General features: G+C 59.3%; 22 protein-coding genes. 12 read left to right on the plus strand and 10 right to left on the minus strand.

All coding sequences use genetic code 11. The features are described from left to right. Positions 1–36 precede the first annotated feature (36 nt). From C443_RS01580 to C443_RS01590, 3 genes are all read left to right on the plus strand, one after another. A complete protein-coding gene (locus C443_RS01580) occupies positions 37–1,143 on the plus strand; it encodes an agmatinase family protein (protein WP_005533147.1) in 1,107 nt (368 codons plus the stop codon). A 219-nt stretch (positions 1,144–1,362) separates the two neighbouring features. Then, positions 1,363–1,971, plus strand: coding sequence for a class I SAM-dependent methyltransferase (locus C443_RS01585; RefSeq protein ID WP_005533149.1), 609 nt, complete (start codon positions 1,363–1,365; stop codon positions 1,969–1,971). 122 nt (positions 1,972–2,093) lie between these two features. Then, positions 2,094–2,501, plus strand: a complete 408-nt coding sequence (locus C443_RS01590; protein WP_005533150.1) for a hypothetical protein — start codon at positions 2,094–2,096, stop codon at positions 2,499–2,501. Between the two features lie 85 nt (positions 2,502–2,586). Here the strand turns inward: C443_RS01590 and C443_RS01595 are convergent, their stop codons facing one another. Next, positions 2,587–3,516, minus strand: a complete 930-nt coding sequence (locus C443_RS01595) for an SDR family NAD(P)-dependent oxidoreductase (protein WP_005533152.1) — start codon at positions 3,514–3,516, stop codon at positions 2,587–2,589. A 223-nt stretch (positions 3,517–3,739) separates the two neighbouring features. On the opposite strand from C443_RS01595, the gene C443_RS01600 reads away from it, so the two are divergent. Next, positions 3,740–4,438, plus strand: coding sequence for an SDR family NAD(P)-dependent oxidoreductase (locus C443_RS01600; protein ID WP_311241328.1), 699 nt, complete (start codon positions 3,740–3,742; stop codon positions 4,436–4,438). Between the two features lie 106 nt (positions 4,439–4,544). Here C443_RS01600 and C443_RS21565 read toward each other — a convergent pair whose 3' ends face one another. The 5 genes from C443_RS21565 to C443_RS01620 form a co-directional block, all read right to left on the minus strand. Then, positions 4,545–4,718, minus strand: coding sequence for a hypothetical protein (locus tag C443_RS21565; protein ID WP_005533154.1), 174 nt, complete (start codon positions 4,716–4,718; stop codon positions 4,545–4,547). 179 nt (positions 4,719–4,897) lie between these two features. Next, positions 4,898–6,115: a PQQ-dependent sugar dehydrogenase gene (locus C443_RS01605; protein ID WP_005533155.1), complete on the minus strand. Its 1,218-nt coding sequence runs from the start codon at positions 6,113–6,115 to the stop codon at positions 4,898–4,900. Positions 6,116–6,187: 72 nt separating this feature from the next. Further along, positions 6,188–6,517 (minus strand): hypothetical protein, encoded by a 330-nt coding sequence (locus tag C443_RS01610; RefSeq protein WP_005533156.1) that lies wholly within the window; start codon positions 6,515–6,517, stop codon positions 6,188–6,190. Positions 6,518–6,623: 106 nt separating this feature from the next. Then, on the minus strand, positions 6,624–6,950 hold the full coding sequence (locus tag C443_RS01615) for a hypothetical protein (RefSeq protein ID WP_005533157.1): 327 nt from the start codon (positions 6,948–6,950) through the stop codon (positions 6,624–6,626). A gap of 126 nt (positions 6,951–7,076) precedes the next feature. Continuing rightward, positions 7,077–8,183 carry a hypothetical protein gene (locus tag C443_RS01620; RefSeq protein WP_005533158.1) on the minus strand — a complete coding sequence of 369 codons (1,107 nt, stop codon included), beginning with the start codon at positions 8,181–8,183 and terminating at the stop codon, positions 7,077–7,079. A gap of 85 nt (positions 8,184–8,268) precedes the next feature. On the opposite strand from C443_RS01620, the gene C443_RS01625 reads away from it, so the two are divergent. Together C443_RS01625 and C443_RS01630 are read left to right on the plus strand one after the other, a co-directional pair. After that, positions 8,269–8,943: a ribonuclease HI family protein gene (locus C443_RS01625; RefSeq protein WP_005533159.1), complete on the plus strand. Its 675-nt coding sequence runs from the start codon at positions 8,269–8,271 to the stop codon at positions 8,941–8,943. A gap of 119 nt (positions 8,944–9,062) precedes the next feature. After that, complete coding sequence (locus C443_RS01630; RefSeq protein WP_005533160.1) at positions 9,063–10,130, plus strand: NAD(P)/FAD-dependent oxidoreductase; 1,068 nt, start codon at positions 9,063–9,065, stop codon at positions 10,128–10,130. A 42-nt stretch (positions 10,131–10,172) separates the two neighbouring features. Here the strand turns inward: C443_RS01630 and C443_RS01635 are convergent, their stop codons facing one another. Then, positions 10,173–10,571 (minus strand): ribbon-helix-helix domain-containing protein, encoded by a 399-nt coding sequence (locus C443_RS01635; RefSeq protein WP_049943816.1) that lies wholly within the window; start codon positions 10,569–10,571, stop codon positions 10,173–10,175. 322 nt (positions 10,572–10,893) lie between these two features. Between C443_RS01635 and C443_RS01640 the strand changes: the two genes are divergently transcribed. Together C443_RS01640 and C443_RS01645 are read left to right on the plus strand one after the other, a co-directional pair. Further along, positions 10,894–12,249, plus strand: a complete 1,356-nt coding sequence (locus C443_RS01640; protein ID WP_005533165.1) for a sulfatase — start codon at positions 10,894–10,896, stop codon at positions 12,247–12,249. A gap of 120 nt (positions 12,250–12,369) precedes the next feature. Next, entirely contained in the window at positions 12,370–12,804 is a 435-nt protein-coding gene (locus tag C443_RS01645) for a universal stress protein (protein WP_049943817.1), read from the plus strand. Positions 12,805–12,875: 71 nt separating this feature from the next. Here the strand turns inward: C443_RS01645 and C443_RS01650 are convergent, their stop codons facing one another. Then, positions 12,876–14,774 carry a methyl-accepting chemotaxis protein gene (locus C443_RS01650; RefSeq protein ID WP_005533170.1) on the minus strand — a complete coding sequence of 633 codons (1,899 nt, stop codon included), beginning with the start codon at positions 14,772–14,774 and terminating at the stop codon, positions 12,876–12,878. A 712-nt stretch (positions 14,775–15,486) separates the two neighbouring features. On the opposite strand from C443_RS01650, the gene C443_RS01655 reads away from it, so the two are divergent. Then, positions 15,487–15,684: a heavy-metal-associated domain-containing protein gene (locus C443_RS01655; protein WP_005533171.1), complete on the plus strand. Its 198-nt coding sequence runs from the start codon at positions 15,487–15,489 to the stop codon at positions 15,682–15,684. 109 nt (positions 15,685–15,793) lie between these two features. On the opposite strand, the gene C443_RS01660 is transcribed toward C443_RS01655, so the two are convergent. Further along, on the minus strand, positions 15,794–16,057 hold the full coding sequence (locus tag C443_RS01660) for an MTH865 family protein (RefSeq protein ID WP_005533173.1): 264 nt from the start codon (positions 16,055–16,057) through the stop codon (positions 15,794–15,796). A 498-nt stretch (positions 16,058–16,555) separates the two neighbouring features. Between C443_RS01660 and C443_RS01665 the strand changes: the two genes are divergently transcribed. Continuing rightward, complete coding sequence (locus C443_RS01665; protein ID WP_005533175.1) at positions 16,556–17,746, plus strand: outer membrane protein assembly factor BamB family protein; 1,191 nt, start codon at positions 16,556–16,558, stop codon at positions 17,744–17,746. 306 nt (positions 17,747–18,052) lie between these two features. After that, positions 18,053–18,379: a hypothetical protein gene (locus C443_RS01670; RefSeq protein ID WP_005533177.1), complete on the plus strand. Its 327-nt coding sequence runs from the start codon at positions 18,053–18,055 to the stop codon at positions 18,377–18,379. A gap of 29 nt (positions 18,380–18,408) precedes the next feature. Here the strand turns inward: C443_RS01670 and C443_RS01675 are convergent, their stop codons facing one another. Further along, positions 18,409–19,707 (minus strand): DUF6498-containing protein, encoded by a 1,299-nt coding sequence (locus C443_RS01675; RefSeq protein WP_005533180.1) that lies wholly within the window; start codon positions 19,705–19,707, stop codon positions 18,409–18,411. Between the two features lie 213 nt (positions 19,708–19,920). On the opposite strand from C443_RS01675, the gene C443_RS01680 reads away from it, so the two are divergent. After that, on the plus strand, positions 19,921–20,352 hold the full coding sequence (locus tag C443_RS01680; protein ID WP_005533181.1) for a DCC1-like thiol-disulfide oxidoreductase family protein: 432 nt from the start codon (positions 19,921–19,923) through the stop codon (positions 20,350–20,352). Positions 20,353–20,406 lie beyond the last annotated feature (54 nt).

Here is a 20,406-nt window from a genome sequence, read left to right on the forward strand (position 1 = left end):
GGTTCAGCCAGTTCGAGCCCGGGAAACCACCATATCATGACTGATCGAAACGGCGATGACATCTACGGGGAAAAGCACAAAGAAGCGAACGAACCCATTTTCAGCGGCATCCCGACGTTCCTCAAACTCCCAGAGGTCGAACGCGACGCGCTCGATGAAGAGGATGTCGACATCGGTATTCTCGGTGCGCCGCTGGATACGGCGACGACTATCCGTCCGGGCACCCGCTACGGCCCGCGTGCGGTCCGGGCTGCCTCGACGGTCCCCTCGCCCCCTTACGAGCACTTCAACATCGAGACTGGTATCGACCCCTTTGACACGTTTAGCGTGGCCGACACCGGCGATGCAGCCGTCTCGCCTGGGGACACCCGTCAGAGCCAGCTGAACATCGAGGACGCGGTCTACGAGATCAGCGAGCAGGCCACGCCCATTGTCATCGGCGGTGACCACTCTATTTCCTACCCAGACATCAAGGGCTGGGCCGAGGCGAACGACTACGACGACATCGGCCTCATCCACTTCGACTGTCACGCAGACACGGGCGACGAGGGCCTGACCGGCTTCGAGTACGACCACGGAGCGTGGGTCAAGAGGGTCTTCGACGACGGCCTCATGGCCGGGGAGAACTACACGCTCATCGGTCCGCGTGGGTTCTGGCCCGGTCCGGACACCTACGAGGAGATGCGAGAGGCCGACATGAAGTGGTACACCTCCATGGATGTCGGCGGGATGGACCTCGACGATATCGTCGCCGACGCGGTCCAGCGAGCTACTGACGGGACCGACGCAGTGTGGGTCTCTTTCGACGTGGACGTGATGGAGCCGGCCTACGCACCCGGCACCGGCGAACCCGAACCCGGCGGCCTCGTTCCGCGGGAAGCCATCTACATGGTCCGCGAGGTTGTGAAGGCCCTCGATCCCGAGGACTTCGGCTTCGACGTGGTCGAAGTCTCCCCGGCCTACGACACCAGCGACAGTAGTTCCTACAACGGCGGCGTCACCAGCGGGCTGGCCAACCGTCTCATCATCGAGGTCATGGGGAGCATGGCACTCGCAGAAAAGGGACTGGAATCAGGGGACCCGATCAAGCCCAAGGAACCGCTCGGTCCCACGGAGGAAGCCGAGACGCCGGCCGACGACTGACCACCGCCGCGGTATACGGCTCAATCGCTGTTGTTGTACTCCGTTGGTGGAATGTACTTGGGGGGTGGTGTGTCGGCCAGTAGACGCTGGCTCGGATGACGCGAAAAGGGGTCACAGGATAGCCATCAGCAATTGATAGACCCTCTGTACGCTCGGTGTGGAGAGGGTCACCATTTTGGCCGCCGTTCGGGTTTTTTTGATGGAGCTCTAACCAGTAGTATGGCGTCGGTTCTCACCTCGCTGGGGCGGTCTCGGCGTGATGAAGGCGATGACGGAGCGTTCTACGATAGCCCGCGGTTCGTGACACACGCCGACGATGGCTTCATAGAGAAGTTGACAATCATCTACGCGTCGGTACTCTCCCCCGGCGACCGCATCTTCGACTGTATGAGCAGTTGGGTCTCACACCTGCCGGACGAGGACTACGGTCGGACTGTCGGTCACGGCCTCAACGAAGCTGAGCTTACAGCCAACGACGCACTCGACGAATGGTTCGTGCAGGACCTCAACCATGAGCAGTCCCTGCCGCTCGATGACGACGCGTTCGACGCAGTGTTGTGCGCGCTCTCGGTCCAGTACCTCCAGTATCCGGGTGCTGTGTTCAGTGAGTTCGACCGAATTCTGGCACCGCAGGGCCGTGTCGTCATCAGCTTCACCAACCGGATGTTTCCCACGAAAGCGGTCCGGGCGTGGCGCGTTGCTGACATGGACGAGCGCACAACGCTGGTCGAGGCGTACTGTGATGCGGGCGGGCTGACAGTAACGGAGACAATTACAGCGCAACCAGAAAACGACCCACTCGTGGCCGTTATCGCGCAACAAGAGTAAACAGACAGCGACCGACGGGGAAGCGACCACTGGAGTGGCGTTCGCTGTGCGGACGTTGACGTTTGATTCGTCTGGTGTCGGCCGTGCGACACCATTTGTGTCTCCAGAACATACTGTTTAGTATGGCACCAGAACATCACGACGCCACAGAGACGCCAGCCACTGAGCCGAATCCTGCGGCGCTCTCGCTTGTCGGCGGATTCGTCGGAACGGTGAGTGGGCTAAAGCGCGGCGGGATCCCCGGCGCTATGATCGGCGGACTCATCGGTGGGACCACTGGATACGTCGCTGGTGCTGCAGCAAAGGACGCAGCGACCGGCCACGAGACGCACAGCGATGAGCCGATTACGATTGAGACATCAGACGCGGAGCACGAGGATGATGACACCGAGAGTGGGTCAGACGAAGACGTAGCAGAAAACGAGCATGAAGACGCGTCAGCCGACCCTGACAGTGATACTGGGACTGACAGCGAAGACAACGGTGGTAGCGATGGCGGGCACAGCGACACTGATGAATCAGACGCCTGAGACACACTGAATCGTACCCATATCGCGCCTAGAGAGTTCGGCACGCGAAACCCCCGATCAGCAGTCCTGCGAACTCCCTCGACAGTTAGTTGTCAGTCTGTACAGACGATTGCACGTCGCCGAGTGGCACATCGATTCCCAGCAGGTCGGCACTTTGCCGCCAGAGCCGGCGTGCAGCCGCCTGGTCCCGAGCAGCGTTTGAGGGTGTCGCCGGGCGCTGGCCGGCGAAGTACCGTCCGGAGATATTGCCGGTCCGGCGGGACACGGCGAGATGGAGGATTTCGGCTGCGCCGTCTTCGACAGACGTGACTCCCGGTACAGCATCGAAGAGTTTGACGAACTGTGGGATCGGGCCGGGAAGGAACCGGCTGAACCCGCTCCCGGGGATTGCTCCCGGGTGGAGACAGTTCGAAACGACATCCCGGCCTGCGTCCTCGAGTCGGCGCGCCAACTCCGTCGCAAACAGTACGTTCGCGAGCTTCGAATGACCGTATGCCCACGTCTCTCTGTAGTTGTCGACAGTGGTCACCCGATCTAGGTCAAGCGATGTCCCTCTGTGAGCGCTTGAGGCAGTTGTGACGACGCGAGCGCCAGCGTTGAGATGGTCGAGTAGCTCTGCGGTCAGTAGATACGGCGCAAGGTGATTGACGTGGAATGTATATTCAACACCTATCTCCGTAAGCCGACCCTGACGGAACAGTCCGCCGGCGTTGTTCACGAGTATATCAAGCCCGTCTGTTTCGTCACGGACGGTGGCTGCGAGGGACCGAACCTCATCGATAGCGGCGAAGTCGGCTTCGACGAACGCTGCGTCAACGCCCGACTCCGACAGTTCAGAGACAACTGTTGCACCTGCGTCAGCGTCTCGGCCGTGCACGATTACATCCGCCCCGAGGTGGCCCAGAGACAGCGCCGCTTCGCGCCCGATACCGCTGGTCGATCCAGTCACGAGCGCCTGCATGCCCGTGCAGTCAATGTCCGCGACGCCGGCCCGTTCTTCGGGTCGTTTCGCCATGGTCGTGCTACTGTCTGTGCGAGTATAACGGAATGGCTGGTAACGGTTATTTGCGACCGAGCCACGTAGCGAACTCACAGGGCTGTTTCCAGTACGAGAGAGTTCATGACAGGACAGCAGTCGGTCATCAAGCGTTGCGAGTACCCGCGCATTTTTGATTAACACAGCGGTATATTGAGAAGTGGTAGCAATTCAGCCGGAGCTAGACGGGTGTACTGCTCTTGTGACAGGGTCTGCGAAGCGTGTCGGCCGAGAGATGCTCCTCGAGTTGGCGGCTGCCGGTGCCGATGTCGCCGTGCATTACCGGACGAGCGAAGAAGCGGCGGCGGAGACAGCAGCCGACGCACGGGCCCACGGCGTCGAGGCAACGACCGTGGAAGGCGACGTAACGGATCCCGATGCCGTTGATTCGCTGTTCTCGGACTGTGAATCGGAACTTGGCGATGTCGAGATCTTGGTCAACGCAGTCGGTCCGCTCCCACAGGGGCGGTGGGACGAGCTATCCCTCGACGAATGGAAAACCGCTGTTGAAGGGTGTCTGTATTCGACGTATCTGTGCTCGCAGCGAGCGCTCCCGTCAATGCGGTCAGCCGGCTGGGGGCGGATTATCAACTTCGGCGTGGCGGACGCGCGTGATGACAGGGCAGTGCCGATGAACTTCCCGTACTTCGCAGCGAAAAAAGCCGTCCTGCAGTTTACGCGCACACTGGCGTACGATACACAGGACGACGGGATTACGGTCAACGCCGTGTCGCCCTTTGCGGTCGAGAACACGGTGGTGGACGTATCGGAGTACCCGCGCGGGCGGCCAGCCACATTCGAGGACGTTGCGGCACCGATTCTGTTTTTCTGTAGTGACGCGGCTGCCTACATTTCCGGTCAGAACGTGGCCGTCGACGGTGGTCGACTACAGGAAGCGTGACCGGGCAGACACCAGTCGGTACATACTCACAGCAGGTATGTTGGGACGGCGAGCGTCCCACAATCGCTACAGTCCACACTGGTCACCATCCATCGCAGGTCCGCGGCTAGACGGTGTCCGCGGCTTCCGACTCCTCGCTATCCAATCGAGCGAGTACGATGCCGGCGATGAAACACGCAGCCCCCAGCCCGTACAGGCCATAGCTCAGTGGTGCCGAAACGAGGAACCCTGCGACGATCAGTACTCCGAACGCGGCGTGCAGAATCGCAGTCTGGTTCACAGCCAGTGTAGCGGATTCAGAAGCAAAAATGCCGCGGTACGGGGCTCACTGACCGAGTCTAATCGATAGAGATTTGTGGGAGTATGGGACCAGAACGGTCCCATTCACCGTTGATGTATCGCTCCAACACCGATTCAGATCACGGGCACAGGTCGCCGAACCACACGGTTGTCGCCGAATCAGCCGCTTCTGGCAGGGCGGAGTCGGACGATGGGTGCGTCCGGCGAGTCGATGGCAGCAAGGACGTTCCCAGTCTCGGGTTCGACGACGACATCACGGATGCGCCACCCTCGGTCGGCGAGGAGAGGCGTCGCTTCCTCGACCGTTCGCCCGTCGACGGTGAACCGGGCGAGGTATTGCGATGCCAGCCCGCCGACGAGCAAGTCGCCGGTCCACTCCGGGAAAGCGTCACCGGTGTAGAAAGTCGCGCCGCTGGGCGGGAACCCACCTGATCCGCAGTCCCACGAATACACTGGTGCCACGACGTCGTCGCGGTCCGCGTGGCTGACGCCGATTGGGTCGCCGCTGCCGTAGGTACAGCCCTCGTCGGCGACCGGCCAGCCGTAGTTCGCGCCCCGTTCGACGATGTTGATTTCGTCGCCGTCCTGTTCACCGAACTCAGTCTGCCAGATAGCTCCCGTGTCGGGGTGGACGGTCATCCCCTGGGCGTTGCGGTGGCCGTAGCTGAATATCGAATCGACCGCGTCCGGGTCGTCGGTGAACGGGTTCGCATCGGGAATACCACCCGAGGGTGTCAACCGAAGCGTGGTCCCAAGCTCGTTCGTCCTGTCCTGAGCAACGTGGTCGGGTCCAAAGTCCTTGAACTGCCTGTCGCCGACAGTCATGTACACCAACTCGTCCGGGCCGAACACGACGCGGGACCCGAAGTGCCCGTCGGAGTTGACGAACGGCTCCGCAACGTGCAGTTGTTCAAAGCTATCGAACTGCGCGTCAGCCGCGTTCAGGCGACCACGACCCAGATGTGTTGCCGATTCACCGCTATCGCTGGCTTTCGAATATGTCAGATACACCCACGCCGGGTCCGGAAAGTCTGGATGCAACGCCGCATCGAGCATCCCGCCCTGGCCGCTCGCGTACACCGATGGTGCGCCAGTGACAGGCATGACCGTACCGTCGGCCGGATCGACCAGCACCACGCGGCCGACGCGCTCTGTGACCAACAATTGCGAGCTATCAGGCAGCGGGGTGATGTTCCATGGGGATTCGAGTCCATCGACGACGGTCTCGACAGTCACAGCGGTCGCTGAGTCGTCGGTCTGCCCGGAATCCGTGGCTGTATCGCCGTCGCCTTGTTGGTTGTCACTGGGAGCACTACAACCCGCGAGTGTCCCTGCAACCGTGAGCCCGCTCGCAGCAAGGAAGGTCCGTCTGTCCATCGTGGCCACAGCTACGGTCGCAGTGCTGTTAACTGCGGTCCCAGCCGCGGCCAGCCCGCAGAATCAGTCACTCTATGACCGGGCGTGTTCGACGGCGTCCTCGGCGGTGTCGCCAACGTACTCGTAGAACTGTCCGCGCAGGCTATCACTGTGCTGTGACATCTGTGTGATGACTGCGACGTGGTCGCTTTCGACGGCGAACACGATGTCAAGCTGTAGTCCGTAAAACTCACCGCGCAGTGTAAATTCGTTGTCCGGGTACAGGTCGTCGTGGTTCGGTGACGCGCGTCGGCACACGTACCCAGTGTGGTCCCGCAGTACGGTCTTGAGTTGTTTTGGCGTGAGATATCGGTCGGCTTTCTCTGCAGCGGTATGGCTTACTTCGATCCGGTCGATATTCATCAGATATCTGTCCGGTAGGCAGCGACGGCTTATTTTGGCTCCCATCCGAAAGTTCCAGTCATTGGAGCAAGCAACGCGGCAACCGCTGGGTACTGTACGGTATCTGCTACTCGAGTTTTCCACGCCACCGAAGTGAGTTATTGTTCAGTTCGACAACCGCAGGCCGGCCCTCCGCAAGCATCCAGTCGGCGATGTCGATAGCTCGCGTGAGTTCCGCCACAGAGAGGTGTTCGTACGCCGGCCGCCCGTTGACGTGGTCGTACCACTCGTCTTCAAACACGGTATCCAAGACGACGCGGCTGAAACAGTGGTCTCGGTGAATTGGCCAGTCCCCGCTCGCCCGTGCTCGCGCCGGGAGGGTTTCAGTGACCTTCCGTAGATACGTCTCCCGAAGCGACGCAATGTCGACCCCAGTGAGCGTCGTCTGACCCATACAGGACAGATGGTTCTCCGGGAGGATAACACTGTTCGTGCGGGAGAGCAGACAGTACGATTGTCGTCGCTACTATAACTGGAGGCGAGGCCAACGCGACCGGACAAGTGCGTCACAGCTAGTGCATCACTCACTGGAATTGTACGGCTGTACATCACCGTCAACTTCCGAGACGCGGCGGCGGAGGTCACGCGCTGCTGCCTGTGACACCTCCACACGAACATAAATCGCATCGTCGTATTCAGTTGCGTGCACGGTCGCTTCCCCGTGTAAGTCCGACACAAGCGCGTGTGCGGCGTCACTGTAGGGGAGTTTGACCGCAAACTCCGACGTTTCGAGCAGTGCGTCAAGCGTGTCGCGGGCCGCGGACTCGGTGTCGGATGGCAGGGTTCGGCACCGGTCATCGAACTCCTCGACCACTGCGGTGAGCAGGGGCTCACAGTCCTTACCGACGCCCAGCACGCACGTGGCCTGTTCAATTGCCGCTGTTAAGCCGGGGATGGCGCTGCGTAGCCAGTCCGGGACACCGTGGCTGCCGGGGATTCCGGGCGTGTCGGTCACCGCCAGCGTATGCGGCCCGACTGTCGCCGTCGCAGTCGTCGGCTGGGCCGGTCGGCCAACAGTAGCGGTTGCAGTTGTTTCAGTGAGGGCAGCCCAGATGGGGGTCGTCGGAGCGCTAACCCGACCGAGCAGCACTATCCGGCCGTCGACGGACGAGTAGCTGGTCTGGAGCCGCTGGCGGGCCGCTGTTCGTCGCTTTTCGAGTGTGTCCCGTAGCTCCTGTATCCGTTCGTCATGTGCTTCGACGGAGCCACTTGTCCCAGATGGACCCCGGTCCGCTGCGTCGCGCTGCTCGGCGGCGGCCGCGCGGCGGGCAATCCGAGCCTGCTGGAGTTCCAGACACGTCGCTGCAACAGGGTTCGCTTCGCCAAGCCACTTCCAGACTGCGGCACGCTTATCTCGAACCGTGACCGGCGAAAGTCGCGTCTGCAAATCAACGCTCTGTCCCGGATGCATCTCACCGTCAACAACCACAGTCACGGGCCCGTTGTCGGAGTCGGAACAGCGCTGCTCGACGGCTTCGACAGTTGCAGGCGAAAGGTAGTACTGGTTGTCCTCCGAACGGTCGGTGACGAACGTGGTAACCGGTCCGTCGCTGTGTGCCGAAACAATCGCAGACAGCCCCTGCGTGAGCTGTCCGGATTGGCTCACGAGTAGCGTTGGCGCAGTCATCACCCGATAGCTGTAGTATGTGTTCGGCCGTTTTGGGCCTGTCGCGGCGAAGTGTCTTTTACTCGCCCGCAGTTACACTCTACTGATGGACCGTCACGATCAGCCGGCAGGTGACAGAGAGCGTCTGCCAGCGGAGACACTCTCGCCGCTGGCGACACGGGTCGACGAACTGCTGGCCCTGTATCGATACGAACTCACCCCCGCTATCGATGCGATCAATGCTGCCGTCGCTGGCTACGGTGGCCTGTTCGACCCGGAGACCACTGCTGCTGAAATACGGACCGCAATCGACGAGCTTATCGAATCTGGCCCGCCCCTGGCACAGCAGAGCGCGGCTACTTCCGCCGCGTCACAGGTAGTTCTCTATGTGGACGGCAGCGCACACAGTAACGGGCCGGCCGGGGCCGGTGCTGTGATTCAGGCTGATGAGACGGAGATCGCCCGACTCGGGCGTCCGATCGGCTCCCGGACGAACAACAACGTCGCCGAATACGCTGCCCTCCAGCTCGGGCTGCAAGCACTGGTGGCACGATGTGATCCGGAATCGGTCGAGATCCGCATCGATTCGATGACCGTCATCAACCACATCTGGGGTAGCAAAGAGAGCACTGTGAAAGCGACGCCGTACAGCACAGCGATCACTGACCACCTGTCGGCGCTGCCCGCCCACGAGTGGACGCATCTGGCTGACAGTGATCCGAACCCAGCTGATGCACAGGCGACGGTCGGGGCCGACATCGCAGCCCTCGGTCCTGGGTGAGACAGGGGCCAGAGAGCCTGTCGGTCGCGTTGCTCGCGAAATGGCTCACCAGCGAGAGATGGGTGTGTAAGTAGCCGCTGTTCTGCTGTTTTTATTCCTTGAGCACGTGTTTTATGCTAATGTATACTGATGGGCAGTTCGACTATGATGTGGTCGTGGTCGGCGGCGGGCCGGCCGGGCTGACGAGTGCACTATACACCACCCGACTGGGAATGGACACGATTGTCATCAACCGCGGTGGGGGCCGCGCTGCAATGATGACCGACACGCACAACGTCATCGGCGTCACCGAGGACGTTTCGGGGAACGAGTTCCTGGAGACAGCACGCGAACAGGTGCAGGATTACGGCGGCACCTACGAACGAGGTTTCGTGGAGTCTGTTGAGCCTCTCGGCGACGAGGACGGCTTCACGGTGACGACGAGCGACGGCGAACTGGTGGTCAAGCGGGTCGTCTTGGCGACCGGGTTCGCCGACGAGCGTCCGGACCCGCCGCTGCCACGCACCGGGAAAGGGCTCCACTGGTGTCTCCACTGTGACGCGTTCATGTTCGTCGGCGAGCCGGTGTTCGTCATGGGGACCGGCGAAGCCGCGGCCCACGTCGCGATGATTATGCTGAACTACACTGACGACGTGGACGTCCTGACTCGCGGCGAGGAGCCGGAATGGAGCGACGAGACGCAGACGATGCTCGACAATCACCCGGTCGAGGTCGTCGAGACAGAGTTGTCCGGCAAGCAAACCGACGACGACGGCTGGCTATCAGCGTACGAATTCGAGGACGGAAGCGTCCGGGAGTACAAGGGCGGCTTCCCGATGCTCGGTTCGGACTATCACGCGGAACTGGCCGACGAGCTGAGAGTCGATAGAAACGACGACGGGACGGTGGCCGTCGACGACCACGGCGAGACCAGTATCGACGGGATCTACGCAGTCGGAGACCTGACGCCAGGTCACAACCAGATTCCAGTCGCGATGGGCGAGGGCGCGGATGCGGGCATCGCTATCCACAAGGACCTCAGGAAGTACCCGCGTTCAGTCGAAGACATCGAGTCCGAGGGAGCGGTCGAAGATGTGGAGGTGCCCGCTGTCTCGGAAGAACTGTTCGCGACGGCGCTGGCACACGAGGGTCACGCCGCCGGGCCACGCTCGGCTGAGACGCCAGAGGCCCGCGCTGACGACGACTGACGCTCCGGAGTACGGTAACCGAGTATCGGCCCCAGGAAGCGACTATTCGTCTTCGGTGTCGTGCTGTCGATAGGATTCGAGCAAGTCGTCAAGCAGTAAGCAGCGAGGGTCTGTCACGGGGTACGCAGTGTCGATGTACTCCTCTGCGGTCTCGATGTCACCACGAATCGCGAACTGTCGGACGCGAGCAGCGTTCTCGTAGAAGTTCTCGTTGATCTCCGGCGACATCTCGGCCCCACTGGAAGCCGGTTGGTGCTGGAAGACCTCTTTCTGTAGCTCGTCGAAATCAACCATCTCGGGTTCGTAGTCCTCGATTTCCGAAAGGACGTACTCAACGGCGAACCGCTGAAACTCGGACTTGTTCGAGAAGACACCCTCTTCTACCATCTCCTCGACGCAGTCCATCACCGCTTCAGGGAACCGAACCGTTGACTTGACCACGTATTACTCATCAGACTGTCGACCCATATAAAATATACTCACGCGGAGTCTGGCACACTGTGTGTTGATTATTTTGGTATCGCCTATTTGATTGTAAAATCCCGCCGAACAGTACTAACAGCGGTGATGGTTTCTGGCGGCAGTGAGGACTGGAGTGTGCGCTCACTGACACAAAATCGATCCCGTCCAATGACGGGGAGGCAGTTAGTTCTGTACACCGAGGCTATCGACTCCCCGGCGAGTAGGTACTGTCTACCAGCACGACAATGAAAATCCCGATACAGAACATACTTTTGCCGTGGACACCTTCTAAAGTTTGACAATGGGTCGGCCAAACGTGTTACTCGTCGTTCTCGACTGCGTCCGCGCGGCGAACACCTCGTTGTTAGGTCACCGGCGCAAGACCACACCCTTTCTGGAAGAATTCGCTCGGGAGGCGACAGTGTACACGCAGGCACGGACGACCGCGAGCTGGTCGCTGCCGGCCCATACGAGCCTGTTCACCGGTGTTCCATCCGAGGGCCATAAACTCCAGATAACCGAACGGCTGGAACCCGGGCAGACCATCTTTGATTTCCTCGATGGGGAAGGCTACGAAACCGGCGTGTTCACCGAGAACCCGTATCTTACGGTTCACCCGTCCGGCCTCAGTGATAGCTTCGAGTCCGTCGTCACGGAACGGCCCGACTCGACAGACGTTGACGATCCGTCCGAGACCCGCAACGGTGTCGACGGGTTCTGGTACGCTGACAGGCTGACGGAGTGGATCGACGAGCAATCGGAGTCCTGGGTTGCGTGCCTGAATCTGATGGATGCGCATATGCCGTACGCGACGCGGGACGCCTACGATGAGTGGGGCGCGGACTTTTACTGGGCAATGCACGACGAACTCCCGATCAAGTGGGAGTGGAGCGTCTACGGGGAGCAACTCCCAGCGGGCATCGGACAACTACTCGAACCGCTGTACGATGGGGCGATTCGGCAGACTGACGCCATTCTGGAGCAAATCATCGGTGATCTAGAGGCGCGAGGCGTTCTGGACGAGACGCTCGTGGTCATCACGTCGGACCACGGTGATGGGTTCGGAGAGCCGCCACAGGCGGCCACAGAGCCACCGGCCGTCATGCACGGCATGGGCACGCAGGAGGAACTGTTTCACGTCCCGCTGGTCGTCCGCGGACCGGGGCAGACCGAGGGGCGGCGAATCGAGTCCCTAGCGACGCTGTCACGGTTTCCCGACGCTGTGTTGGCTGCCTTTGACGGCGAAGCGGACGACACCGGGTGGTTCGTCGCACCTGATGGGCAAACGACTGCATACCAGTCACCGCCCACCGGACAGACGGCGGAGTACGCCGAGGAGTACACTGACGAACCGGATCGATTCCGACAGGCTGCATCACTCGTGTATCTTGACGGGCCTGGCGACACCGTCTACAAGCGCGCAGCGTGGGGAGAGGATGAGTACGAAGCTGTCGTGCGGGGCCGACGATCCGAACCCAGCGACGACACACCTATTGACCGCGCGCCCTCGGACGTTATCGCTGACTCCGCAGCGCACAGTGAGACACTCGAAATCACCCAACTCGCCGCCGGGGAAGATGAAATGGCAGAATACGACATCGATGGCTTTGACGACATAGATCTCCAGTCACGGCTGGAGCGACTCGGCTATCTCTGAACCGGTGCTAATCAGGCCGAAACCGAGCATTGTCCGCCACACTCGTATTATAACTGTCGTATTTGCGATGCCTGAACAGAATCGAAAGGGATGTTTGTCGCAACTTGATTTGTACGAACGATGTATAGCGATATTCTCGTTCCAACGGATGGGAGTGCGTCAATGCAGCAGGTACTGGAACACACAATCGATATTGCCGACGGGCGGGATGTCACCGTCCACGCGCTGTATGTCATCGACGACCGGGCGTTCTTGTCGATGGATGACGAGATGCAGGACGAAGTGCTTGAGAACCTCCGAGCGGAGGGCGAAGAAGCCACGTCGGCAGTCCGGGACACACTGGAACAGGAAGGAATCGAAGTCTCGACAGCGACCCAGCGGGGCAAACCAGCAGACAACATTGTGTCGTACGTTGAAGACGCCGATATTGATCTGATTACGATGGGAACGCAGGCAGACAAGTATGAACAGAATATGCTCGGGAGCACGGCACAGAAGGTCGTCACGAAGTCGTCCGTTCCGGTCCTCACTGTTGGCGTTTCCGAGTCGGAGTAAGCGCGCGGTTCGTCAGTGGTCGCAGGCTACGGTAGTTGATGCAGGCGGAAACTAGAAATTCGGGTCCCTACTTACTGTGACTGAGCGACATCGGTTCTGACGCTGAACGACCCGACCAGCGTTTCGAGCTGTTGTGCCTGGTCGGACAGCGACTCCATCCGATTGCTCACTTCGTTGATCGAAGCAGTTTGTTCTTCGACTGTCGCGGACACAGATTCAGTTTCGTCTGCCGACTCGACACTAATATCCGCGACCTCGTCGATCATCGACACGACACCTTCACTGGTCGCTGCCTGGCTATCAGTCGTGTCGCTGATTTCTTGGACACCGGTATCGGTTTCCGCGGCGTTCTCAGCAACGCGTTCGAACGCAGTAACGGACCGCTCAACGGCTTCGATCTCTTTTTCCACTAGCTCACTCGCCCGTTCAACCTGACTGACGACAGTGCCGGTCTGGTCCTGAATGTTCTCGATTCGGGTTCGGATGTTCCCCGCAGACTCCTGGGTCTCGTCGGCCAGTGTCTTGACCTCGTCAGCCACAACAGCGAAGCCGTCGCCTGCATCTCCGGTCCCTGAGTTCCCAGCGCGGGCCGCTTCGATGTTCGCGTTCAGCGCCAGCATATTCGTCTGTTCGGCAATATCGGAGATGAAATCGACAATTGTCGCGATCTCTGCCATCTGGTCGTCGAGTTCGGTTACTGTCTCCACCGTTTCGTCGATAGACGCCTTGACATCTTTCGCATCAGTTAGCGTGTCTTCGGCGAGTGACTGCCCATCGGTCGCGATTGTTGCGGTCTCGGCAGAAGTCTGTGCGACTTCATCAGCCGACGCCGCGATCTCTTCGACCGCCGCTGAGAAGTTCGACACCTCGGCGCTCGCCTCTTCGACCATTCCCCGCTGTTCATCAGCGCCGGCAGCGATCTGCTGGATAGAGCCGCTCACGCCGTCGCTCGCCGTCGCGACTTCCTGCAGTGCTGAATCCGACTCCGTGACCTGTCTATCGACAGCAGCAGCGAACGACTGAATCTCGCCGAGCGTCACTTCGAGTTCGTCCGCCATACCGTTGAACGCAACGCCGATTTCAGCCATCGAATCGTTCATACTATCCGCATCAACACGCGTTGTGAAGTCGCCGTCTGCCATGTCCTCCATTGCGTCTTTGTACGTCTGGGCCTTCAGTTCGAGATGGCTGTTGAGCGCAGCGACCTCTTCACGCTCCTGCTCGGCCTCGTCTTTGAGACGTTGGGCTTCCTCGCGCTGCTGTTCAATTTCGGCTCGCTCTTCTTCGAGATTATCGATCTTATTCGCCCGTTCGCGGGCACGTTCAATCTCTGTCTGTGCCTTCTGACGGGACTTTTCGATGGAACTCAGGTGGATCGTCAATGAGATCGCCAGCATTGCAACGAAGCCGCCGTGGATAGCGCCCCAAGCGATGGGGTTCAGTTGCGCTGCCGTGTGGTTGTAGACTGAGGCGGGGTCGATGATGCCGAAGATGATGTGGCTCACGACGACGTACGCGATGCCGATGCCGAACGGAATCCAATCTTCATAGATTGCGGCGATGCCGATTGCGATGAAGAAGTGGAAGTGTGCCTCAATGTACCCGCCGCTGAAGTGCACAAGCGTGCCGGTACAGAACGCGAGTCCCGTGACCGCTAGCACAGTTCGCACTCGACGGCTGAGTTGCGGTAGGGCTGCGGCGAACGCAAACCCAGCAATGAGACCAATCTGAAACAGCACCCGTCCGGTCGGTACGGCGGGGATGGCTGCGCCGATGATCGGACTCTGCGTCGTCTCAACGAGCCCTAGAATCAACAGAAACGGGATATGAACCAGAACTGTGATGATGAAATATTTGTGGCGGCGTTGCCACGTTTCGTCGGGAATTGAACTCCCATCCGGGATGGTCGAGAGGAAGCCACCATCGCCGCCGGTAGTGTCCCGGCTTCCAATGTTTCCAGCACCTGTCATGTTACCATTTGCCATGCCTCTGAAAAACGCTCAGAAATTATATTACTGTTCATGAAATTATCAAATTTGATTAGTGCACGCTGGACGGTGCAAAGACATACTCTATTATTTAATATGGTTTGTTCAGTATTTGCGTTGTTGTCATGCGGTCAGGTATGTGCTAATGGTCAACAGCTACGACAGACGATCGTGTATATTCAGTAATTGATAGCTAGCCACTTCGTTGCCTGAGGTGGATGGCAGCGACTGCAAGCACAGTGCTCCGGGAGCGACCCTTGAAAACGCAGGTCTTGGTTTACTCACAACAACACCAAAGTCGGTACATGGCAGTCTCTCTGTCAATAAGGGAAGACACACTGACCACAACTCGGGTCAACGGATGAGTGGGCTGCAGGGGGTGGGGTGGGAGAAACTGTGTGCAACCCACTGCGTGTCGCCAACCACGACGACAGGTTCTGCACTCCGGTACCTCAGTGGCCGGGGGGAGACACACACTGACTGTGGAGCCAAGTAGCAGAACCCACGTGCAAGGTTACCAAGCAAGTAAAAAGCTCTTGTGACTTTCAGTTACAACACAAACTGTTCCGCCCAGATTACAGCACTTCCGAACGAGGTTTGTGAATGTCTGACAGTTGTTTGCGAGGCTATTTGCTAGGTTTTTGGTAGTTAATTCGTAATCGAAAAGTTCCATGCCTTCCTCGTTTAAAACACTATGTCCACAACCCTGACCGTCGAAGGGATGAGTTGCGGTCACTGTGAGCAGACCGTCGAAGAAGCCACCGAGGCGCTCGCCGGTGTCAAGGACGCAGAGGCCGACAGAGACGCCGATCAGGTGTCTGTCGACGGCGATGTTAGCACGGAACAACTTATCGCCGCTGTGGAGGATGCGGGGTATGACGTGGGGACCTGAGACAGCCAGTCGCAAATACTGTAGTAACTGTTGTCGATACGGGTTCGTTACCACTGGCTGGGTAGCGGATGACTGTCACCCCGTGGAGAGGTGAGACGGAAAGTTCGGCTCAGTCAAACAGTCCTTCTTCCCGAAAGCCGGCCATCAGATCGTCGATAAGGGCCGAAGCCGTCTCGTAGGGATAGTCCTGATACTCGGCGTATTCTGTACCAAAATCCATCACCCCGACGCGGACATCCCCTGCTTCGAAGGTCGTACTTGGGCCGTCCGGCAGCACTGGCACCAGTTCCATCGGTTCCTCGACAGGGTACTCTGCGCTGGTGAAAACTGCCTCTAATTCCGCTCGAAGCTGCCCGGCAGTGTCTTCTGTCATACCGGAGACTTGGTTGAGAGAGACAAAAGGCTTGTTCTGTGCAAACAGTAGTAGTTACGCATCACTCGGTATAGCCGATTTAACGGATGTTTTTCAGTACATCTTCGTCCTCGGCGGCAGTATCGATGGCTTCGGCCGCGATATCCTGTTGCTCTTGAACTACTTGTAGAAGTTGTCGCGCACTTTTGAGTTTGTATCGGGCTTCAGAGCCATCCCCGTCGTCGAAAACGCCTTCCAGTAGTTCGTCAATTGTAGCGAGCGTCGTTTCGGCTATAGAACCGTTACTGGGGACGGTTTTTAATTTTTGTTTGGTTTGTCTGAGAAATAATCCTCGAATAATAGTAGAGAGTCTCTCAGACTGTGCTCAGAATGTGTATGAGTCTTCTGGACAACCGGTGGTTGAATTTCTTGCACGTTGGGATATCGTATTAACATTTTTTATCGAGCTATCAGAACAGGCAGTCGATGCCCTCCACGCTGCGGCGGACATTCCTCGGAATGGTCGCCACCGGATCAGTCGCCGGTATCGCTGGCTGTTCGTCGTCGTGCCCTGACGACGGCGCACCAGACCCATCTCATACAGTCGAACCGGATATCGACAGTTCCGGCTTCGAGACAGTGCCCGACGGCTCGTGGCCGTTGCCGCGGTTCGACGCGACGAACACGGGCTATGCGCCAGTCGGGATGGAAACCACGACACCATCGGTCAGATGGCACGCAGATATTTCAACATCGTCCGGTGACGGTGAAACCACCGGTGCAAGCGCGGTGGTCGTCGCCGACGGAACTGTCGTGCTAACGACAGCGACCGGTGTCGTCGCCCTATCGCTCCGTGACGGCGAAGAACAGTGGCAGCGCGATCTCACACCGGCGACGGTTCCGTCAGTGGTCGACATTGGAGACGAACCAGCGCCACCGGTGATAGCTAACAGTCGCGTCTTTCTCGCGACGACAGACGGTATCACTGCATTCGAGGTTGCGGACGGAGCAGTTGCGTGGCGAAACACCGACACGGCCGGGGCAGGCGTTCCAGCGGTGACTGACGACGCCCTGTTCGTCCCCACGACTGACGGGGTAGCGAAATTTGCGACCGACGACGGACGCCGGCAGTGGACGGCAACCGCCGACGGGACGAGGCTGGCCGTAGCTGACGACACCGTGATTATTGCTGGACAGGAGATAGTGGCGGTAGACGCCGCAACTGGCGAGGTCCAGTGGGAACACTCGGACCGACCTGAGGGCTATCCCGTCGTCTCTGATGGGACCGTCTATGTGAGCAACACGTACGGCGACCTGATAGGCCGGTCACTTACCGACGGGACCGAGCAGTGGCGTCTCGACGACAGACGATCACTCGAGTTCCCGGTCGTGACGCCCGATAGCGTGTATGCGATCGAGCGCCCGGGAGAGTCCGCCAGCGCGACGTTCGCCTTCGACCGCGTCGAAAACGGACCACCAGAGCCCCGGTGGTGCTCGGAAGTCAATCTCGGTGGCGCGGTGACTGCCGCGGCTGACGACACTGTGTTTACTTTCCAGTCTGATGATGGCCTCACCGCGTTCACCACGCGTCTCGGCGAGGCAGTATGGCAGTATCCGACCGAGTATCAGGCAGTCTCACTGGCGGTACTCGATGGCGGAATCGTGGGCGTGTCGCCGGACGGAACCGTCGTGGCCCTCGGAGGTGAGTGACCTGCCATGTGGCGTCGCTCATATCGGTTGGCCGGTCCGCTGCTTGGGTTGAGTGCAATCTGTCTGCTCATCACCGCAGTGCCGCTCGAACTTTGGCCGACACCGCGGCCGGGTGATTCGTATGTGTTCAACCCACCGCCGTTTAGCGCAATTTGGGTACAACGGACGCTCAGACCGGGACTCATCATAAGCGCGAATGCGCTGCTGTTAATCGGGCTGGGCACAGTACTCAGGCGTGACAGCGTGTCGATGTCTCGCTTACAGCGCGTGTCCGCATTCAGTGCTCTCGTTGGGGCCGGAGCCTGTTTGCTCGGAACGCTGTTGTTCACAACAGCCGGGACAAACGATATCGGGAGAGAGCTCACCGCGTTCCTCGTCTGGGCTCTTGCGATCCCACTCATACTCCTGGGACTCATCGGCTGGGGCACTGGCTACCTCCGGGCGGACAGTACTCGACTCGGTGCCGCACTCACTGTCCCACCGGTACTGGCTGTTGCATACATCGGTCTCTCGATGGCCGGCATTGACTTCTCACCCGCTGGCAGGCTGCTATTGATTATCCCGACGAGTGGCATGGCGCTTGTCGTCGGCTATGACCTGTGGATAAACAACACCGTCGCCAACGAAAGATAACAAAGTCCGTCACAGGCCACTCAAACGACTTACCCGAGTACCCCAGTCCGACCGGGGGTTATCTGGTCTGACCGCTCGGGTTGTCGGTCAAACGCCGCGACGACTGAGGCGGTATCAGGCAAATGTGGCAGTATATACTCGCCTTCAGCGTGTTCGATAGTAACCGTCTCCGTTCCGAGCAGTGAATCAAGCGGTGTCTTCTCAACGCGGAGGCTGCGTTCCTCCCACGACTCGACGCGCCAGAGTGCCGTGCCAAACAGACGGTCATATGCGACGAGCACACCAGCGTCAGCGTCGATTCGGTATTCGATCGTTCCGTATCGCAATAGCTGGTCGAGACATAGCAGGAAAACCGGGATGCTAACGCTTGCGACAACGATCACGGCGACGATATCCCAGGCACTGCCGATTGCAAACAGGACCGCAACAAGCAGCCCCATACCACCGATAAACAGGCTGCCTGGGTGAGATGGAAATCTGAGGAGGCCGCCGATGACCCGTCCCCAACGAACCGGACGAACCCGCTCAGGTGCATCGGTGAGCGTCCTGTCGATAGTTCGTGCCTTCGGCGGGGCCGTTTGCCAGCCGTATTCCTGATCGTACAACTTGAAATAGACGGCAAGACGGTCGCTATAGACGCCCAAGAGATCAGACGTGAATTTGAGACAGACGACCATGAGTAACAGTGGGAGTCCGACGACAGTCGGGTCAAGACTGCCGAGTTCCGCTTCAGGCCCCTCCGTAGCTGCTGTTATCAGTGTCAAAGTGAGTATGCCGCCGAAAAAGACGGTGCATATCCGAGGTAACAGGCCACGAAACGCCGTCGTCGAGTTATGTTTCCGATACTCCCCGTTGTAGAAGTACTTCCGTACCGTAGTGACGCCCGTCAGAAGGAAAATCCCGACAGTTGCCAGCAGCACACCAGTTACCGTCTCCGTGCCGGGTTCCGGCAACGGGCCGATCAGCAAGGCCCCAGTAAACAACCAGACGACCACCAGGATGAGAACAGTAACCGGGAGCACGAGCAGGGTCGTGAAATAGACTCGCAGATCGGTTCGCGGGATAGCGAGAGAGAACTGCCGTTGTGCCAGCGGTCCGATAAGCAAGGTTCCAGTTTCGATCTCCGGCGGGCGACCGGCGAACACTGCCCGGACGAGTGCCCAGACCGAGTCGACGCCAAGCTCAAACCAATAGAGAAACAGCAATGCAGCCGCACTCCAGTCGAGAAACGCAACACCGACGATCGGAAGCGAATTCGAGACGATAGTGCCGAGTAGTTCCGTCCGACGGCTATCCTCTGTATGGAGAATCCGTCCGGGGGAGGGCATTATTCTATGGTGATAGCTAGTGACGTATGAACGAACTGATTGCACAGCCGACTGCGCCAAGCAACAGAACACGAATCGGCACACAACTTCGGCTCATGCAGGAGACAGTTGAACACACGATAGGCAGACCAGTCGCTGTCCGAACTGGCCACTGACCATACGTACGCCCCTCCCAATCCAACGATATATGCGGCGAGAACCCCTAGTTGGCGTATGGCCCGTTTTAGCTCCGTGCTCATCTACGACGGCGAGTGCCCGTACTGCTCGGTAGCTGCGAAAGCCCTCGAACAGGTTGACGATATCGGCGCGATTTCGTGGTACGATGAGTCGGCCCAGTCGTTTCTGACGGCGCAGTTCGACGAGCCACCGTTTGCGATGGTGCTGGTCGATAGGCCGACAAAGCAGGTGTACGCGGGGCGGGCAGCTGCCGAAGAACTCGCCGACCGCGCCGGGCTCCCCGATCTCGTCGGTTCGCTCGTCAGAGAGAACTATGAAAAAATCGCTCACGTCGTTGGGCTGGCAAGTGGGCGTGGGAGAGAACCAGACGATGTCCACGAGCGATACCAGCTGACAGACGATGCCCGGGACTGCTTTGACACGCTTGCGACGAACGCCGTTGACCGAGATATTCGTGCCGACGCGTAATCGTCAGTTCTTCGCCCAGCGTTCTGTGAAGCATGCGTGACCAGACGACATACT

Source organism: Haloarcula argentinensis DSM 12282, from assembly GCA_000336895.1.
GTDB classification, from domain to species: domain Archaea; phylum Halobacteriota; class Halobacteria; order Halobacteriales; family Haloarculaceae; genus Haloarcula; species Haloarcula argentinensis.

Bases quoted from the DNA above. Each gene is read 5' to 3' on its own strand.
- C443_RS01580 (WP_005533147.1), top strand. From the start codon at position 37: ATGACTGATCGAAACGGCGATGACATCTACGGGGAAAAGCACAAAGAA.
- C443_RS01585 (WP_005533149.1), top strand. From the start codon at position 1,363: ATGGCGTCGGTTCTCACCTCGCTGGGGCGGTCTCGGCGTGATGAAGGC.
- C443_RS01590 (WP_005533150.1), top strand. From the start codon at position 2,094: ATGGCACCAGAACATCACGACGCCACAGAGACGCCAGCCACTGAGCCG.
- C443_RS01595 (WP_005533152.1), bottom strand. From the start codon at position 3,516: ATGGCGAAACGACCCGAAGAACGGGCCGGCGTCGCGGACATTGACTGC.
- C443_RS01605 (WP_005533155.1), bottom strand. From the start codon at position 6,115: ATGGACAGACGGACCTTCCTTGCTGCGAGCGGGCTCACGGTTGCAGGG.
- C443_RS01610 (WP_005533156.1), bottom strand. From the start codon at position 6,517: ATGAATATCGACCGGATCGAAGTAAGCCATACCGCTGCAGAGAAAGCC.
- C443_RS01615 (WP_005533157.1), bottom strand. From the start codon at position 6,950: ATGGGTCAGACGACGCTCACTGGGGTCGACATTGCGTCGCTTCGGGAG.
- C443_RS01620 (WP_005533158.1), bottom strand. From the start codon at position 8,183: ATGACTGCGCCAACGCTACTCGTGAGCCAATCCGGACAGCTCACGCAG.
- C443_RS01625 (WP_005533159.1), top strand. From the start codon at position 8,269: ATGGACCGTCACGATCAGCCGGCAGGTGACAGAGAGCGTCTGCCAGCG.
- C443_RS01630 (WP_005533160.1), top strand. From the start codon at position 9,063: ATGTATACTGATGGGCAGTTCGACTATGATGTGGTCGTGGTCGGCGGC.
- C443_RS01640 (WP_005533165.1), top strand. From the start codon at position 10,894: ATGGGTCGGCCAAACGTGTTACTCGTCGTTCTCGACTGCGTCCGCGCG.
- C443_RS01645 (WP_049943817.1), top strand. From the start codon at position 12,370: ATGTATAGCGATATTCTCGTTCCAACGGATGGGAGTGCGTCAATGCAG.
- C443_RS01650 (WP_005533170.1), bottom strand. From the start codon at position 14,774: ATGACAGGTGCTGGAAACATTGGAAGCCGGGACACTACCGGCGGCGAT.
- C443_RS01655 (WP_005533171.1), top strand. From the start codon at position 15,487: ATGTCCACAACCCTGACCGTCGAAGGGATGAGTTGCGGTCACTGTGAG.
- C443_RS01660 (WP_005533173.1), bottom strand. From the start codon at position 16,057: ATGACAGAAGACACTGCCGGGCAGCTTCGAGCGGAATTAGAGGCAGTT.
- C443_RS01665 (WP_005533175.1), top strand. From the start codon at position 16,556: ATGGTCGCCACCGGATCAGTCGCCGGTATCGCTGGCTGTTCGTCGTCG.
- C443_RS01675 (WP_005533180.1), bottom strand. From the start codon at position 19,707: ATGCCCTCCCCCGGACGGATTCTCCATACAGAGGATAGCCGTCGGACG.
- C443_RS01680 (WP_005533181.1), top strand. From the start codon at position 19,921: ATGGCCCGTTTTAGCTCCGTGCTCATCTACGACGGCGAGTGCCCGTAC.